A 15,856-nucleotide genomic window follows, 5' to 3' on the forward strand; every position below is an offset into this window, starting at 1 on the left:
CTCGAGGAAGTAAGCCACCCCCGAGGGGCAGCGCAGGTTGTCTTCCAGAACCCGCCAGGTGCCGGCGCCATCGCGCACCAGATCCAGGCCGGAGATCTGGCACCACTTGCCCAGGGGAGGCTTGAAACCACGCAGCTGCGGCCGCCAGCCCTGGGAGGTCTCCAGGTCTTCGCGGGGGATCACGCCATCGCGAAGGATGGCCTGATCGCCGTACACATCCGCCAGAAACAGATCGATCGCCTCCAGGCGCTGGATCAGGCCGCGCTGCAGCAGGTCCCAGTCGCTGGAGCCGATCAGGCGCGGCAGCGGATCAAAGGGAAGGATGCGCTCACCGCCGCGGGTGCCGGAATCGTTGAGGCGGAAGGTGGCCCCCAGCCGCTTCAGCAGCATGCCGGCCGCAACGTGATTGCGGTTGAGCTGCTCCAGCCCCAGGGCGCCCAGGGAGGAGAGCAGTGGCTGCAGCGCGCTGCGGGGCTCTTCGCTGGCGCTGAAATATTCGTCGTAGCCCTTGCTGGGCCGGTAGTCGGTGAACATCGCCGAGCCTGCGGTGGCGAGATCATGCAGAGCTGTCTGGCCCCTCCAGGTGGCTGTTGCTACGGAAGTGCAGGGTTGGGGAGCGATCAGAGCAGGAAATAACGCTGCGCCATCGGCAGCACCTCGGCCGGCTCGCAGGTGAGCAGCTCGCCGTCGGCGAACACCTCGTAGGTCTGCGGGTCCACCTCCACCTTGGGCAGGGCGGTGTTGTTTTTCATCGACGCCTTGTTGATGCCGCCGCGGGTGTTCTGCACCGGCACGCAGAGGCGCTCCAGGCCCAGGCGGCGGGGCACGTCATCGTCGAGGGCGGCCTGGCTCACGAAGGTGAGGCAGCTGGGGGCGAGGGCCTTGCCGAAGGCGGCAAACATTGGCCGGCCGTGCACCGGGCCGGGGGTGGGGATCGAGGCGTTGGCATCACCCATCTGGGCCCACACGATCGAGCCGCCCTTGATCACCAGCTCGGGTTTCACGCCGAAGAACCCGGGCTTCCACAGCACCAGATCCGCCAGCTTGCTCACTTCCACCGAGCCCACCTGGTGGTCGATGCCGTGCACGATCGCCGGGTTGATCGTCACCTTGGCGATGTAGCGCTTGAGGCGGGTGTTGTCGTTGCGTTCTGAGTCGCCCGCCAGGGCGCCGCGCTGCACCTTCATCTTGTGGGCGGTCTGGAAGGTGCGGGTGATCACCTCGCCCACCCGGCCCATCGCCTGGGAATCGCTGGCGATCAGCGAGAAGGCGCCGATGTCATGGAGGATGTCTTCGGCGGCGATGGTTTCGCGGCGGATGCGCGATTCGGCGAAGGCCACGTCTTCTGGGATGCGGGGATCGAGGTGGTGGCACACCATCAGCATGTCGAGGTGTTCCTCGAGCGTGTTTCGGGTGTAGGGGCGCGTGGGGTTGGTGGAGCTGGGCAGCACGTTGGCTTCCCCGCAGATCCGGATGATGTCGGGCGCATGGCCGCCGCCGGCCCCTTCGGTGTGAAAGGTGTGGATCGTGCGGCCGCCGATGGCGCGGATCGTGTCTTCCACGAACCCGGCTTCGTTGAGGGTGTCGGAGTGGATCGCCACCTGGATGTCGAAGCGATCCGCCACCGAGAGGCAGCAGTCGATCGCGGCGGGCGTGGTGCCCCAGTCTTCGTGGAGCTTGAGGGTGATGGCGCCGGCGCGGATCTGCTCCTCGAGCGCTTCGGGGGTGCTGGCGTTGCCCTTGCCGAAGAAGCCCAGGTTCATCGGCAGGCCTTCAGCCGCCTGCAGCATCCGCGCCATGTGGAAGGCGCCGGGAGTGCAAGTGGTGGCGTTCGACCCCGTGGCCGGGCCGGTGCCGCCGCCGAGCATGGTGGTCACCCCGCTGGCCAGGGCGGTCTCCACCTGTTGCGGGCAGATGAAATGAATGTGGGTGTCGATGGCACCGGCGGTGATGATGTGGCCCTCGCCGGCGATCGCCTCGGTGCCGGGACCCACCACGATCGTCACCCCCGCCTGGGTGTCGGGGTTGCCCGCCTTGCCGATGGCCACGATGCGGCCGTCGCGCAGGCCGATGTCGGCTTTCACGATGCCCCACCAGTCGAGGATCAGGGCATTGGTGATCACCGTGTCCACGGCGCCATCGGCGCGGGTGGTCTGGGCCTGGCCCATGCCATCGCGGATCACCTTGCCGCCGCCGAACTTCACCTCATCGCCGTAGACGGTGAAGTCTTGCTCCACCTCCAGGATCAGTTCGGTGTCGGCCAGCCGCAGGCGATCGCCGGTGGTGGGGCCGTAGGTCTCGGCGTAGGCGCGGCGGGAGATCCGATAGGGCATGGGGAGCTGGGTGCGTGGGACGCGCGTTAATCGAGGGGGCCGTTGACCAGGCCGTTGAAGCCGAAGATGCGCCGATGGCCAGCGAAGGGCACCAGCTGCACCTCGCGGCTGTCGCCGGGTTCAAAGCGCACAGCGGTGCCGGCGGGGATATCCAGCCGCAGGCCGCGGGCGGCTTCACGGTTGAACTCGAGTGCGGCATTCACCTCAAAGAAGTGGAAATGGGATCCCACCTGCACGGGTCGATCGCCGGTGTTGGCCACCAGCAGAGTGGTGACGGGGCGGCCGGCGTTGAGTTCGAGCTCGCCGGGTTCGGGGATCAGTTCGCCGGGGATGAGCGGTGCCATGGAGAGGGTGCGGCGTGGGTGGTCAGCGAATCGGGTCGTGAAGGGTCACGAGCTTGGTGCCATCGGGAAACACCGCTTCGATCTGCACCTCATGCACCAGTTCGGGGATGCCCTCCATCACCTGCTCGCGGCTGAGCCAGGTGGTGCCCTCCTGCATCAGCTCGGCCACGCTCTTGCCATCGCGGGCGCCTTCCAGCACCTGGAAACTGAGCCAGGCCACCGCTTCGGGGTGGTTGAGCTTGAGGCCGCGGTTGAGGCGCCGTTCCGCCAGCAGGGCTGCGGTCACGATCAGGAGCTTGTCCTTCTCCTGAGGGGATAGATGCATGGCGAAGGGCGGGCCTGAACGCTCAGTTCAGTCAAGACCAGCACTCTGATCGCTGGCTGGTGCAGCCCATGTTCAGCTTGAACAATGATCTGCGGCCGTGATCGGCAGCTGGCTTCAGGGCTGGAGCGGCTGTTCCTGGAACGGCCACACCCGCGGCAGTTCCGGCGGATCCTGCCCCCGCTGCGCCCGAAGCAGCGCCCAGATCCGACAGAACCAGAACCGCGCCGCCTGGCTGGAAGGGCCGCGGTAGCGAGCCACCAGCCCCTGATCCAAAGCACCGCAGGCCATCGATCCCTCCAGCCCGTTGCGGGCTTCGCGCGCTTGCTCGAGCAGCTGCTGCAGTGCGTGGGCCTCGATGTGCTCAGGCGCCGCCCAAACCAGCGAGCCGAACACCGGTTGCTCGGCCATGCCGTGCTCCGCATTTAGGGCTTCACCGCTCAGTTGCAGGCGATCCACCAGCTCCCAGCGTTCGCCCTGGCTGGCGGTGGCCAAGCGGCGGATCTCCGTGCGGGAGCGCCAGCAGCCCTCGCCCAGACGCTCGCCTGCGGCGGTGCGTCCCAGCCGCACCACCTCCATCCCCAAAAAGCTCGCCCCCTCGGCCAGCTCCACCTGCAGGGTTTGCTCGTAGAGGGCATCGGCATACAGCACCAGCTCCTGCGGCAGCCACTCGAGATCGCTGCCAGCCGCCTGCCGCACCTCCAGCCGCTGCTGGGCCCAGCTGCCCTGCGGCTGGCGGCGCGACCGGCGCACGCTGCCATACACCTTCTGCGCCGCCACGCTGGTGAGCAGGGCGCGGCTGCCCGCGCCGAGCTCCACTTGCAGCTGCAGCTGGTCGCCGCCCACCAGCCCGCCGGCGGTGTGCAGCAGGGGCAGTTCGCAGTGGCCGCTGCTCTGGGCCCTGCTGCGCATCAGCTTGAGCGGAGCGCTGGCGCCCCCCTGGAACTGGGTGCGCCCGTGGCGCTGCTGAAACTGCAGCGAGGCCGTGCCGCACCAGCCGTCTGTGGCGGCAGGTGGCGTGTTGGCGCAGAGGGTGGCGTTCATGGCCGCATGCTCCCGGCCGCTGCTGCGCCGCTTGGGTAGCGATGATCACAGAGTGGCACCCCAGCGCCCGCCAGGGTGCAGCTCACTCCGCCGATCTGATCCACCTGATGTCGCACGCAGCTGCCATCCAACTGGTGGAGCGCTTGAGCGATCAAGCTCCTCTCCCTCCGGTGGGAACGGTGTTGCAGTTGCCCCTGGCGGCCGATCAACGCACCAGCCTGCGGGGGCATCGCCGCTCCGCCTGCGGCTTGGATCTGCTGCTGCAACTGCCTCGCGGCGCGGCCCTGCGCCCCGGCGAGCGCCTGACCACTGCCGATGGCCGGATCCAGGTGCAGGTGGCGGCCGCGGCCGAACCCGTGATGCAGGTGCGCAGTACCGATCCCTTGGCCCTGCTGCAGGTGGCTTATCACCTGGGCAATCGCCATGTGGCGATGGAACTGCACGCCGATCGGTTGGTGCTTCTCCAAGACAGCGTGTTGGCCGATTTGCTGCGTCAACGAGGGCTGGCGGTGCAGCTGGCCGAGTTGCCGTTTCAGCCTGAAGCCGGCGCCTACGAAGGCCTGGGGCATCACCACCACGGCCATCACGATCACGGCCATTCCCACCCGTGAGCAGCGCTGCCGCCCGGCTGAGGCTGTTCCAGTTGGTGAGCCCAGCGCTGCCGGTGGGTGCCTTCAGCTACTCCGAAGGCCTTGAGGTGCTGGTGCAGCGCGCCGCTGTGGCCGGGGTGGAGCCGCTGGAGCACTGGTTGCGCGCTGAATTGGAGCGCGGTGCCGTTGCTGTGGAGGCCGCTGCCCTGGCTGGATTGCAAGTGGCGCTGCGGGCTGCCCGGCAGGAGCCGGCTGCTTTGGCCGCGGCGGCGGAGCTCGATCGCTGGTTGCTGGCCCAACGGGAAGCAGCCGAGGTGCGGGCGCAGCAGCGCCAGATGGGGCAGTCGCTGCTGCAGCTACTCGCTGATCTGGGATCCCCTTTGCCCGGAGATGGGGCACTGGCATGGCCCGGGGCGTTTGCCTGGGCGGCGGTGAGCCTGGAGATTGCCTCGCCTGAATTGGAGGAGGCCTACCTCTACAGCTGGGTTGCCAATCAGATCAGTGCAGCTGTGCGGCTGGTGCCCCTGGGCCCCACCCAGGGGCAACGCCTCCAGCTCCACCTGGCACCGCTCATTGCGGAGCGGGCCGCGGCGCTGGCGGGCTCGGATCCGCATGGCCTCTGGAACGGCGGCATCGGAGCGGGCCTGGCCCAGCTGCAGCACAACGAGCTCTATTCGCGGCTGTTTCGGAGTTGATCGCGCTGCCACGGCGCGCGGGGGAGCGCACTTGCCATTGCCGCTGCATGCGGCCAGCGCCACAGTGCGGATAGACCCTTGACCCGTGCCATGACGCTGCCTCGCCGCCGCTTTTTGCTTGGTGGCGCTGCAGGCCTGGCTGGATCGCTGCTGCTGGCCGCCTGCAGCCGCGGGCAACGCGGACCCCGGCCGTTGATCGGGCTGCTGCAGATGGTGGATGCTCAGCCCCCCAACCTCACCCGTCTGGGGTTTGAGCAGGCCTTGGTTGCGGCTGGATTTCGCGAGGGCGACACCGTGAGCTACCTGCGGCGTGATGCGGCGGGCCTGCCGGCCAACACCACGGTGGTGATGCAGCAGTTTTTGAGGGAGGCGGTGGATCTGGTGCTGGCCGTGGGCACGCCGCCGCTGCAGGCCGCCATGCAGGTGATGCCGGCCACCACGCCGGTGGTGTTCTGCTACTGCTCCAATCCCTGGGGCGCTGGTGCTGGCACACCCCCCGGTGGCGTGGGGCAGCACCGCCCCAACGTGGTGGGCACCGTGGGAACCAATCCTGTGGGCAAAGAGCTCGATCTGGCCCGCGAGATCGAGCCTGAGCTCAAGCGGGTGGGACTGATTTTCAATCCCGCTGAAGCCAACTCCAGCTACGAGGCGGCGCTGATGCGCCAGGAGGCCGCCCGGCGCACCATCACCGTGGTGGAGCAGCCGGTGGCGAACGCCGGCGAGGTGCCCCAGGCCGCCAAGAGGCTCGTGGAGCAGCAGGTGGAGGCGTTCGTGAAGATCGGCGATTACGCCACGATTGAGGCCTTCGCGGCCATCTGCAAGGTGGGCCTCGAGCACCGCCTTCCTGTGTATTCCGTGGATCCTCCGGATCTGCAGCTCCCCGGTTGCCTGGCGGTGATTGGTTGGAACTACCGCGATGACGGCCTGGCGGCCGGCAAGCTCGCCGTTCGGGTGCTCAACGGCGAGTCACCAGCGCAGATGGCCTTTCAACCCCTCACCAGCACCGATTTGTTGGTGAGCCTGGCCACCGCTAAGGCGATCGGTGTCACGGTGCCGGAGGATTTACTGCTGCGAGCTGATCGGGTGGTGCGCTGATGACATCCAGTCGTTTGCGGGTTGGGGTGGCCGGTCCGGTGGGTTCCGGGAAAACCGCTTTGGTGGAGGCGTTGTGCCGGCGGCTGCGGGATCGGCTGCAGCTGGCGGTTGTCACCAACGACATCTATACCCAGGAGGATGCCCAGTTCCTCACCCGTGCCGGTGCGCTGGAGCCCGGGCGGATTCGCGGTGTTGAAACCGGGGGCTGCCCCCACACCGCCATCCGTGAAGACTGCTCGATCAATCGCGCTGCCGTGGTGGAGTTGGAGGCGGCTTATCCCGGTTTGGATCTGGTGCTGGTGGAGAGCGGCGGCGACAACCTGGCCGCCAGCTTCAGCCCGGAGCTGGTGGATTTATGCATCTATGTGATTGATGTGGCCGCTGGCGACAAGATTCCCCGCAAGGGAGGTCCTGGCATTACGCGCTCCGATCTGCTGGTGATCAACAAGATCGATCTGGCTCCGATGGTGGGTGCCAGCTTGGACGTGATGCAGCGCGATACCGAGCGGATGCGCCCGGGCCGGCCGTGGTGTTTCACCAACCTTCATTCCGGTGAGGGGCTTGAACAGGTGGAGGCATTTGTGCTGCAGCAACTGCCCAACTGAAGTGCTTTTTGTAGCAACGGAGACAGACGCAATCTTTCCTTAACCTTGCCGAGACCCCTTGCGAGGCCTTGAGTCTCACGGGTTTGGCAAACGGTGCTGATCGATACCAAAGGCCGACTGCTCACGCCGATACGTTCCGCTCACCGCTGACCGGCGGCAGCTCTTCTGTGACTTTCCTTACATGACGTCCCCTTCGATGCGAAAGACTTCGCTGCGTCTGCTGGGCGGTGCCACGCTCCTCGCCACCTCCCTCTCGCTGGTGGCCTGCGGCGGCGGTGACAAAGCTGGTGGAGATTTCGACGGCGAAGTGAAGGTGGGCATCCTTCACAGCCGCTCCGGCACCATGGCCATCTCCGAGAACACGGTGGCCGAAGCCGAGCTGATGGCGATCGATGAGATCAATGCCAAAGGCGGCATCACCATCGATGGCAAGAAGCTGAAGATCGTTCCCGTTGAAGAGGACGGCGCTTCCGATTGGCCCACCTTCGCTGAGAAGGCCACCAAGCTGATCGATCAGGACAAGGTTGCCGTCGTGTTCGGCGGTTGGACCTCCGCCAGCCGCAAGGCGATGCTGCCGGTGTTCGAAGCCAAGGATCACTTCCTCTTCTACCCGATTCAGTACGAAGGTCAGGAGTGCTCCAAGAACATCTTCTACAGCGGTGCTGCTCCCAACCAGCAGGCAGAGCCCGCCGTGGATTGGCTGCTGAAGAACAAGGGCAAAGACTTCTTCCTGGTGGGTTCGGACTACGTGTATCCACGTACCGCCAACACCATCATGCGGGAGCAGCTGAAGGCCAACGGTGGCAAGGTGGTGGGTGAGGACTACCTGCCTCTGGGTAACACCGAAGTAGCTCCGATCATCGCCAAGATCAAGCAGGCGATGCCCAAGGGTGGTGTGATCGTGAACACCCTCAACGGCGATAGCAACGTTGCCTTCTTCAAGCAGATGAAGGCTGCCGGCATCACTCCGGCCAACGGCTACTCGATCATGAGCTTCTCGATTGCCGAAGAGGAGATCGCTGCGATCGGTCCGGAGTACCTCGAAGGTACCTACGCCGCCTGGAACTTCTTCCAGAGCCTAGACACTCCCGCCTCCAAGGAGTTCACCAAGAACTTCAAGGCCAAGTACGGCGATAAGCGCGTCACCAGCGACCCTGCTGAAGCCGCTTACATGATGGTGTACCTATGGGCTGCTGCTGCCGAGAAGGCCAACAGCGTCGACGACAACAAGGTGCGTGAAGCGCTGATCGGTGTGAGCTTCGATGCTCCCGAAGGTAAGGTCACCGTGATGCCCAACCACCACGTGGAGAAGCGCGTGCTGATCGGCGAGGTGCAGAAGGATGGCATGTTCAAGATCCTCGAGGACAAAGGCTTCGTGAAGCCTGTGGCCTGGAACCAGTACGTGCCCGAAACCAAGGGCTACACCTGCGACTGGACCCAGAACCGTCCTGACGCTGGCAAGTACAAGATGTGATCTCAACGGTGAGAGCGCTTCGGCAATCTCACCTCTCGATCTGACATCCATTGAGGGTTAGGGGGAGAGCGATCTCCCCCTTTTTGCTTCCCTCGCCTCTCTTTTCTCTTTGCCTGAGACCCCAGCTGGTCGCGATGGATCTTCTCTACGACACACTCTTCAACGGCCTGGCCATCGGCTCGGTTCTGGTGCTGGCTGCACTGGGTCTGGCGGTGGTGTTTGGCCTGATGGGTGTCATCAACATGGCCCACGGCGAGTTGATGATGCTCGGCGCCTACACCACCTTCGTGGTGCAGAACATTTTCAAGGCGGTGCTGCCGGAAGCCTTGTTCCCGATTTACATCCTGGTGGCCCTGCCCCTGGCCTTCCTGGTGAGTGGTCTGGTGGGATTGCTGTTGGAGAAAACGGTGATCCGGCGCCTTTACGGGCGTCCGCTGGAAACGTTGTTGGCCACCTGGGGTGTGAGCCTGATCCTGCAGCAATTCGTGCGTTCCGTTTCCAGCGCCTTTGCGATCGGTCTGGTGGTGGCCGTGGTGGCTGGGATCTTCGTGCCGCGGTTCACACCGAAAGCCTGGTGGCAACAGCGTTGGACGCCCCTGCTGGGCACCGGCAGTTGGATTGTCACCGGCCTGGTGGGTGTGGTGATCGCTTCTGTGCTCGGCGAGCAACGGGTGTTTGATCAGCCTTGGTTCAGCGCCCGCAACATCGACGTGACGGCCCCGGAGTGGCTGCGGGGATCGATTGATGTGGGCGTGGTGAATATGCCTGCCGCCCGTCTGTTCATCATCGCCCTCACCATCATCGCGCTGCTGCTGGTGAACTGGTTCCTGCAGAAGAGCGTGTGGGGCATGCGCATTCGTGCGGTCACTCAAAACCGCACGATGAGCGATTGTCTCGGCATTCCGACCGAGAAAGTGGATGCGCTCACCTTCCTGATCGGCTCCGGTTTGGCCGGTGTCGCTGGCGTGGCAGTCACCCTGCTCGGTTCAGTCGGCCCGAATCTGGGCGGTAACTACATCGTGGATTGCTTCATGGTGGTGGTGCTCGGCGGCGTGGGCAAGCTGGCCGGCACGGTGCTGGCGGCCCTGGGCATCGGCATCCTCAGCTATGTGGTGGGCTCCGGCTCCCTGCTGTTGGTGTGGCCCGCCATGCCGGAAGGGCTGAATGCGGTGATCACCTTCTTTGCCACCACCTCGATGGCGAAGGTGCTGGTGTTCGCCTTGATCGTGGTGTTTTTGCAGATCAGACCGGCCGGTCTATTCCCGCAGAAAGGCCGCATGGTGGAGGTCTGATCGATGGCGGATCTGCTCTCCTCCCGCAATTTGCGGCGTTGGCTGCCCTGGGCCTTGATTGTGCTGGCGGCCTTGGTGTTGCCGGTGGTGCTGCCTCCTTTCCGGCTCAATCTGCTGGGGCGTTTCCTCTCCCTCGGCATCGTGGCCCTGGGTGTGGATCTGATCTGGGGCTACACCGGCATGCTCAGCCTCGGCCAGGGCATCTTCTTCGCGCTGGGTGGCTACGCCCTGGCGATGTATTTGCAGCTCAATGAGCTCAAGCCTGGTGAACTTCCTGAATTTTTCTCGCTCTATGGTGTGAAGAGCCTGCCGGCCTTCTGGCAGCCCTTTACTTCACCGCTGTTCACGCTTGTCGCGATTTGGCTGATTCCAGCCCTGGTTGCCGGAGTGCTCGGTTATCTGGTGTTCCGCAACCGCATCAAGGGGGTCTACTTCTCGATCCTCACCCAGGCGGCTCTGCTGGTGTTTTTCAACTTCTTCAATGGCCAGCAGAAGTTGATCAATGGCACCAACGGTCTCAAAACATCCACCGCACGCATCTTCGGTGAGCTGATCGGCAGCGACGCCATGCAGCGCAATCTGTTCTGGCTCACGCTGGTGATCACGGTGGCGGCCTATCTGCTTTGCCGCTGGCTTACCCATGGCCGCTTCGGTGATGCCCTGATCGCGATTCGCGATGACGAGCCGCGTCTGCGCTTCACCGGCTACAACCCCACCGCCTACAAAACTGTGGTGTTCGCCGTGGCTGGTGCGCTGGCGGGCATCAGCGGTGCGCTCTACACGGTGCAGTCGGGCATCGTTTCGCCGCAATACATGGCCGTTCCCTTCTCGATTGAGATGGTGATCTGGGTGGCGGTGGGCGGCCGCGGCACCTTGATCGGTGCCCTGCTGGGTGCGGTGCTGATCAACTACGCCAAGAGCCTGGTGAGTGAAGCGCTGCCGGAAACCTGGCTGTTCATCCAGGGTGGTTTATTCCTGTTGGTGGTGCTGGCGCTGCCGGATGGTCTGGTGGGTTGGTGGCGCCAGGGTGGCCCCGGCCGCTTGATCGCCATGGTGGGTTGGCCGCCACGCACAGCCACCTATCCCGCCCTTGATCTCGATCCGGAGGTGGCGGCGGAGCAAGACCAACTCGAGCGTCGCGGTGGAGGCCAGGGTTGATGACCAGCACGCCAATGTCTCGTCAGTCGTCGATGAATCTGCTTGAACTGCAGGGCGTGACCGTCAGTTTCGACGGGTTTCTCGCCCTGAACGATCTCAACCTGCAGCTCGCCCCGGGTGAGCTGCGGGCGGTGATCGGCCCGAACGGTGCTGGGAAAACCACCTTCCTCGATGTGATCACCGGCAAGGTGAAGCCCACCCGCGGCGATGTGGTGTTTCGCGGTCGCTCGATCGTGGGCCGCAGCGAGCACCACATCTCTCGCCTGGGGATCGGCCGCAAGTTCCAGACACCGCGTGTGTATCAGAACCTCAGCCCGCGCCGCAATCTGGAGCTGGCCGTGCGCGGACCCCATGGTCCTGCTGCGTTGCTGTTCGGCAGCCTGAGCAGCGAGCAACGCGACAGGGTGCAGCATCTGCTCTCGGTGGTGGGGCTCGAGCGCCAGGCCCAACAGCCTGCGGGTGGCCTCTCCCACGGCCAGAAGCAGTGGCTGGAGATTGCGATGCTCGTGGCCCAGGATCCCGAGCTGCTGCTTGTGGATGAGCCGGTGGCGGGCCTCACCGATGAGGAAACAGCCCGCACGGCGGATCTGCTCAAGCAACTTGCTGGTGATCACACCGTGCTGGTGATTGAGCACGACATGGAGTTCATCCGCGATCTGCAGGCCCCGGTGACGGTGCTGCATGAGGGCCATGTGCTCTGTGAAGGATCGATGGATCAGGTGCAGAACGATCCACGGGTGATTGAGGTGTATCTCGGCAGTGAAACTCAGGGGGATGAGGCGTGACTTTGCTCGATATTCGTGGTCTCAACGTCTATTACGGCGAGAGCCACATCCTGCGGGATGTCGATCTCAACGTTGCTGCCGGCGAGATGGTTTGCCTGATCGGCCGCAATGGCGTGGGCAAAACCACCCTGCTCAAAACCGTGATCGGTTTGCTGCAGCAGCGCAGTGGTGATCTCCAGCTGGAAGGCCGTGAGCTCACCGGCCGGCCGCCCCATGCCCGCGCTCGCGTGGGAGTGGGTTACGTGCCTCAAGGCCGCGAGATCATCCCTCAGCTCACGGTGCGCGAGAACCTGCTGCTGGGTCTGGAAGCTTTGCCTGGCGGTTTGGCCAAGAATCGCCACATCGATCCGCTGGTGTTTGAGCTGTTCCCGATCCTCGAGAAGTTCCTCGCCCGCCGCGGCGGCGACCTCTCTGGTGGTCAGCAGCAGCAGTTGGCCATCGCCAGGGCCCTGCTCGGCAAGCCCAAGCTGCTGTTGCTCGATGAACCCACCGAAGGCATTCAGCCCTCGGTGGTGCTCGATATCGAGCGGGCGGTGCGGCGGATCATCGAGGCCACCGGGATCAGCGTGCTTCTGGTGGAGCAGCACCTGCACTTCGTGCGCCAGGCCGATCGCTACTACGCCATGCAGCGCGGCGGCATCGTGGCCAGCGGTCCCACCAGCGAGCTCAGCAAAGACGTGGTGGATCGTTTCCTCACGGTGTGAGCTCCACGGCAACCTGGGCCTCGCTGGAGGCCCGGGGTAGCCGTGCACGCACCGCGATCGGGAAGAGCACCAGGGCAAAGGTTGCCGTGATCAGCAGCTGCCCGATGTCGCCTCCTGGCAGTGGCCCTTCCGCACCACTGAGCTCGGCGATCAGCAGTAGCCCCCCCAGATAGACAAACCACCAGCTCCCGCAAGCGGCGTGAAGGGTGCGTCTGCGCTGGCGCTGCAGCAGCCCAAACAGCAGCGCTGGAACCACCACCAGGCTTACGGCACCCTCGAGGGCACTGCGGCCGCACCACTGCACGGCCCAACTCGCCGCCACAAAGGTGAGTGGGCAAACCAACTCAGCCATCGGCAATCGGAACGCCCGTGGCGCCCGGGGCACTTGCTGGCGCAGAGCGATCAAGCTCACGGGGCCTACCGCCAGGGCGATCACCAGCGTGGCGGTGAGGAAGCTCACCACCCGCTGCCAGCTGGGACCCCCCAACAACATCGCCACGCCGATCGCCAGGCTCAAGACCAGAGCCACGGCCGGCACCGCCTGGCGGTTGAGCCGCGCCAGGGCCTCTGGCAGGAGGCCAAGCCGGCCCATCATCCAGGCCACCCGCGCTGACACGCCCATGTACGTCATGGCGGTGGCGCCCGGTGAGATCACGGCGTCGCTGAGCAGCAGGGTTGCCACCCAGCCCAGGCCCAGGCCCATAGCAATGGCTACCAGAGGGCCGCCATGGTTGCTCAGTTGCAGCAGCGCCCAACCCTGGCTGAGCGCTTGGGGCGGCACCGCCACCAGAAAGCTCAACTGCAGTATCAGATAGATCGCCAGGGAGATGCCCAGCCCCATGCCCATGGCTAGAGGAACGTTGCGCTGGGGGTTGCGTGCTTCGCCCGCCAGATCCATGGCGGTGCGAAACCCCAACAGGCTGAACAGGATGCCGCCTCCGCCGATGGCACTCACCACCCCGGCGAGTTCGGCTCTCTGGCTTGCGTCGTGCAGGCTGAGATTACTCCAATGCCCCGCCGTGAGCATCAGGCTCAGCGACACCAGCAGCGGCACCACCAGCTTCCAGCTGGTGAGCCCATCGATCCAGCGGGCCAGCCAGCTCACGCCGGCGAGATTGATCCAAGCCATCAGCACCAACAGCACCACCGCCAAGCCGAGCCCAGCCGAGCTGAGCACCTGCCCCTGGCCGCCATCGGCCGTGAGCCAGGGCAGGCTGCTGGCGAGGTATTGCACCATCGCCAACACTTCGATGGTGGGCAGGGTGAGGTAGGCGATCCAGGCGCACCAGCCACCGATGAAGCCAGCCCAGCGGCCATGGGTGAGCAGCGGGATCTGGGCCAACGCTCCGGAACTCGGCACCAGGGAGCCGAGCTCGGCGAACACCAGAGCCAGGCCGAAGGCCATTACACCACCGGCCAGCCAAGCCAGCAGGCTGGCGGGCCCGGCAAAGCGAGCCGCATAGAGCGGTGCGAACAGCCAGCCCGAGCCGATGGTGCTCGTCACCACGGCCAGGGTGAGGCTGCGCAATCCCAGGCTGCGCCGCAGCGTGTCTGGTGGCGTGGCTGGTGCGTTGGTTGACGTCAACAACCGATCAATCGCTGTATCCACTGTCTGGGATTCCGTGCACAATCGGGGCTGAAGTTCATCAATCCTGCTGATGTCGGTATCCCTGCGCTCCCTTGCCCGCGTTGCCGTGGTTTGCGCCAGTGGCTGCCTCCTCACGGCCGCCGCTCCCGCTTCGGCTCAGAGCTGCCAGTTCCTGGCACCCGTGGGCGGTAACGGTGTGACCAACATCGTGACCAAAACCATCGGTGCCGGCAATCCACTGCCCTTCAGCCGACCCAACTGGAACACGGATTTCTTCGTGACCCAGCCCTACAGCTCCTACAAGCTGTTCTTCACCGCGAATTCCTCGGTGAGCGCCACCTATCCGATCCAGGGCTATCTCAAGTTCACCGATGGTTCCAACCTGCAAGTGATCAATGAGTCGTATGCCCCCCAGGTGGGAACCGGCCGCCAGTGGGATGTGCAGGCTGTGCCCGGCAAAACCGTGAGCCAGGTGAACTTCAAGATCGGTGCCAGCGCTGATCAGGCCGCCACGGGCTTCACCTATCGCATCTCCGTGCAGGGTTGCAACTGAGGCACGAACCGCTCAGAGCAGGCTCCGCCACAGCGCTGCGGCGCTGGGGTGGAGCTCCAAGGGATGGCTATCCACGCGGCTGAGGGGGCGGCATCCAAGGCTGTTGATCAACAGCCAGCTGTCGCCGGGTTGTGGCGTCGGGGAGAGGTTGGCCTCTTCGGCCAGGCCCCGTTCGATCAGCTGAGCGCGCATCACCCCCGGTAGGCATCCACTGCTCAACGCCGGCGTGAGCCATTGGCCCTGGCGCCGGATCAAGAGGTTCGCCGTGGTGCTGCAGCACAGCTCACCGCCGCTGGCCAACAGCAGGGCTTCATCCGCGCCAGCGCGATGAGCCTCGAGCCGCGCCTGGATCGCCTGGCCGTAGGCGAAGGTTTTGCAACGGCTCAGCAGGCTGTTGCTGTTGCGCCGTTCCTGGCGACTCACGATCGCCGCTAGCGGGCTGAAGTTGGGCTCGTGTGGAGTGAGCTGCAGCCAGAAGCGATGTGGAGCCGCGGGGTCCGGTAGCTCGATGCCGCGGCCGCTGCCGTCGCCGCGGCTCCAGTTGAGGCGCAGGGCACCGCTGCCGTCCGGGAGCTCCGCTCGCTGGATCGCTTCCTTGATGAGGGGATGCAGGGCAGATGCCTCTGGTGGTGGCGCCATCGCCAACAATTCGGCGCTGCGCTGCCAGCGCTGGAGGTGGGCCTCGAGCAAGTGCGGGCGGCCATCGAGCACCAGCACCGTTTCAAACAATCCATCGGCCAGTTGCAGGCCGCGATCGCTCAGTGGCAGCCGGAGCTGCTGTGGTTCGCCCCAGTGGCCCTCGAACCAGGCGATGCTGCGCGGGCTCATGCCAGGGCCTCCAGCAGTGGATTGAGCTTCCAGCCCAGTTCGCTGGCTTCAGCGCTGGGATCGGAGTCGGCCACGATGCCGCAGCCCGCATGGCCGCGCAGCTGCCTGCCTTGCAGCAGCAGGGTGCGGATCAGGATGCTGCTGTCGAAGCTGCCGTCGAAGTCGCGGCGAATCAGCGATCCGCAGTAGGGGCCGCGGGCCACGGGTTCCAGCTCCGCCAGGCGCTGGCAGGCCCGCAGCTTCGGGGCGCCGCTGATCGAGCCGCCCGGCCAGCCCGCCTGCAGCAGATCCACCCAGCTGAGGCCGGGCTGCAGCTGGCCGCACACCACCGAGGTGAGGTGGTGCACCTGGGCGTAGCTCTCCAGCCCCACCAGCTGGGGCACATGGATCGAGCCGGGCACGCAGGCGCGGCCTAGGTCGTTGCGCAATAGGTCCACGATCATCAC

The 15,856-nt window shown here is 65.2% G+C and carries 18 protein-coding genes; 10 read left to right on the forward strand and 8 right to left on the reverse strand.

Going from position 1 to position 15,856, the window contains the following annotated elements; all coding sequences use genetic code 11:
• The 5 genes from ACIQ2E_RS04565 to ACIQ2E_RS04585 form a co-directional block, all read right to left on the reverse strand.
• A partial coding sequence (locus ACIQ2E_RS04565; protein ID WP_398326823.1) for a circularly permuted type 2 ATP-grasp protein occupies positions 1–534 on the reverse strand: 534 nt, incomplete at its 3' end.
• Between the two features lie 86 nt (positions 535–620).
• Complete coding sequence (gene ureC / locus ACIQ2E_RS04570; RefSeq protein WP_398326826.1) at positions 621–2,333, reverse strand: urease subunit alpha; 1,713 nt, start codon at positions 2,331–2,333, stop codon at positions 621–623.
• 26 nt (positions 2,334–2,359) lie between these two features.
• Positions 2,360–2,677 carry an urease subunit beta gene (locus ACIQ2E_RS04575; protein ID WP_398326829.1) on the reverse strand — a complete coding sequence of 106 codons (318 nt, stop codon included), beginning with the start codon at positions 2,675–2,677 and terminating at the stop codon, positions 2,360–2,362.
• Positions 2,678–2,699: 22 nt separating this feature from the next.
• On the reverse strand, positions 2,700–3,002 hold the full coding sequence (locus ACIQ2E_RS04580) for an urease subunit gamma (RefSeq protein WP_296446678.1): 303 nt from the start codon (positions 3,000–3,002) through the stop codon (positions 2,700–2,702).
• Positions 3,003–3,116: 114 nt separating this feature from the next.
• A complete protein-coding gene (locus ACIQ2E_RS04585) occupies positions 3,117–4,043 on the reverse strand; it encodes an urease accessory protein UreD (protein WP_398326832.1) in 927 nt (308 codons plus the stop codon).
• Positions 4,044–4,150: 107 nt separating this feature from the next.
• Between ACIQ2E_RS04585 and ureE the strand changes: the two genes are divergently transcribed.
• The 9 genes from ureE (at position 4,151) to urtE (ending at position 12,441) form a co-directional block, all read left to right on the forward strand.
• Positions 4,151–4,654, forward strand: a complete 504-nt coding sequence (gene ureE / locus ACIQ2E_RS04590) for an urease accessory protein UreE (protein WP_398326835.1) — start codon at positions 4,151–4,153, stop codon at positions 4,652–4,654.
• Complete coding sequence (locus ACIQ2E_RS04595) at positions 4,651–5,328, forward strand: urease accessory protein UreF (RefSeq protein WP_398326838.1); 678 nt, start codon at positions 4,651–4,653, stop codon at positions 5,326–5,328. The genes ureE and ACIQ2E_RS04595 overlap by 4 nt, the downstream gene beginning before the upstream one ends.
• A 90-nt stretch (positions 5,329–5,418) precedes the next feature.
• Positions 5,419–6,423: an ABC transporter substrate-binding protein gene (locus tag ACIQ2E_RS04600; RefSeq protein WP_398326841.1), complete on the forward strand. Its 1,005-nt coding sequence runs from the start codon at positions 5,419–5,421 to the stop codon at positions 6,421–6,423.
• Entirely contained in the window at positions 6,423–7,028 is a 606-nt protein-coding gene (gene ureG, locus ACIQ2E_RS04605) for an urease accessory protein UreG (RefSeq protein WP_398326844.1), read from the forward strand. The genes ACIQ2E_RS04600 and ureG overlap by 1 nt, the downstream gene beginning before the upstream one ends.
• 181 nt (positions 7,029–7,209) lie before the next feature.
• A complete protein-coding gene (gene urtA, locus ACIQ2E_RS04610; protein WP_398326847.1) occupies positions 7,210–8,502 on the forward strand; it encodes an urea ABC transporter substrate-binding protein in 1,293 nt (430 codons plus the stop codon).
• A gap of 134 nt (positions 8,503–8,636) precedes the next feature.
• The gene (gene urtB / locus ACIQ2E_RS04615; RefSeq protein ID WP_398326850.1) at positions 8,637–9,794 is read left to right on the forward strand and encodes an urea ABC transporter permease subunit UrtB; all 1,158 of its coding nucleotides are present in this window, start codon (positions 8,637–8,639) and stop codon (positions 9,792–9,794) included.
• Positions 9,795–9,797: 3 nt separating this feature from the next.
• The gene (urtC, locus tag ACIQ2E_RS04620; RefSeq protein ID WP_398326852.1) at positions 9,798–10,952 is read left to right on the forward strand and encodes an urea ABC transporter permease subunit UrtC; all 1,155 of its coding nucleotides are present in this window, start codon (positions 9,798–9,800) and stop codon (positions 10,950–10,952) included.
• Positions 10,952–11,737 carry an urea ABC transporter ATP-binding protein UrtD gene (urtD, locus tag ACIQ2E_RS04625; protein ID WP_398326855.1) on the forward strand — a complete coding sequence of 262 codons (786 nt, stop codon included), beginning with the start codon at positions 10,952–10,954 and terminating at the stop codon, positions 11,735–11,737. Before urtC ends, urtD begins: the two co-directional genes overlap by 1 nt.
• The gene (urtE, locus tag ACIQ2E_RS04630) at positions 11,734–12,441 is read left to right on the forward strand and encodes an urea ABC transporter ATP-binding subunit UrtE (RefSeq protein ID WP_296367309.1); all 708 of its coding nucleotides are present in this window, start codon (positions 11,734–11,736) and stop codon (positions 12,439–12,441) included. The genes urtD and urtE overlap by 4 nt, the downstream gene beginning before the upstream one ends.
• Here urtE and ACIQ2E_RS04635 read toward each other — a convergent pair.
• On the reverse strand, positions 12,431–14,026 hold the full coding sequence (locus ACIQ2E_RS04635; protein WP_398326858.1) for an APC family permease: 1,596 nt from the start codon (positions 14,024–14,026) through the stop codon (positions 12,431–12,433). The two genes, urtE and ACIQ2E_RS04635, sit on opposite strands and share 11 nt — an antisense overlap.
• Before the next feature lie 73 nt (positions 14,027–14,099).
• Here ACIQ2E_RS04635 and ACIQ2E_RS04640 point away from each other — a divergent pair, with 73 nt between their 5' ends.
• Positions 14,100–14,582 (forward strand): hypothetical protein, encoded by a 483-nt coding sequence (locus ACIQ2E_RS04640; RefSeq protein ID WP_398326861.1) that lies wholly within the window; start codon positions 14,100–14,102, stop codon positions 14,580–14,582.
• 12 nt (positions 14,583–14,594) lie between these two features.
• On the opposite strand, the gene ACIQ2E_RS04645 is transcribed toward ACIQ2E_RS04640, so the two are convergent.
• Positions 14,595–15,410 (reverse strand): aminotransferase class IV, encoded by an 816-nt coding sequence (locus tag ACIQ2E_RS04645; RefSeq protein ID WP_398326864.1) that lies wholly within the window; start codon positions 15,408–15,410, stop codon positions 14,595–14,597.
• The coding region (locus ACIQ2E_RS04650) for a chorismate-binding protein (RefSeq protein ID WP_398326867.1) at positions 15,407–15,856 on the reverse strand (450 nt) is incomplete at its 5' end. The genes ACIQ2E_RS04645 and ACIQ2E_RS04650, both read right to left, overlap by 4 nt.

Origin of the sequence: Vulcanococcus sp. (assembly GCF_044369115.1) — a bacterium.
GTDB lineage: Bacteria > Cyanobacteriota > Cyanobacteriia > PCC-6307 > Cyanobiaceae > Vulcanococcus.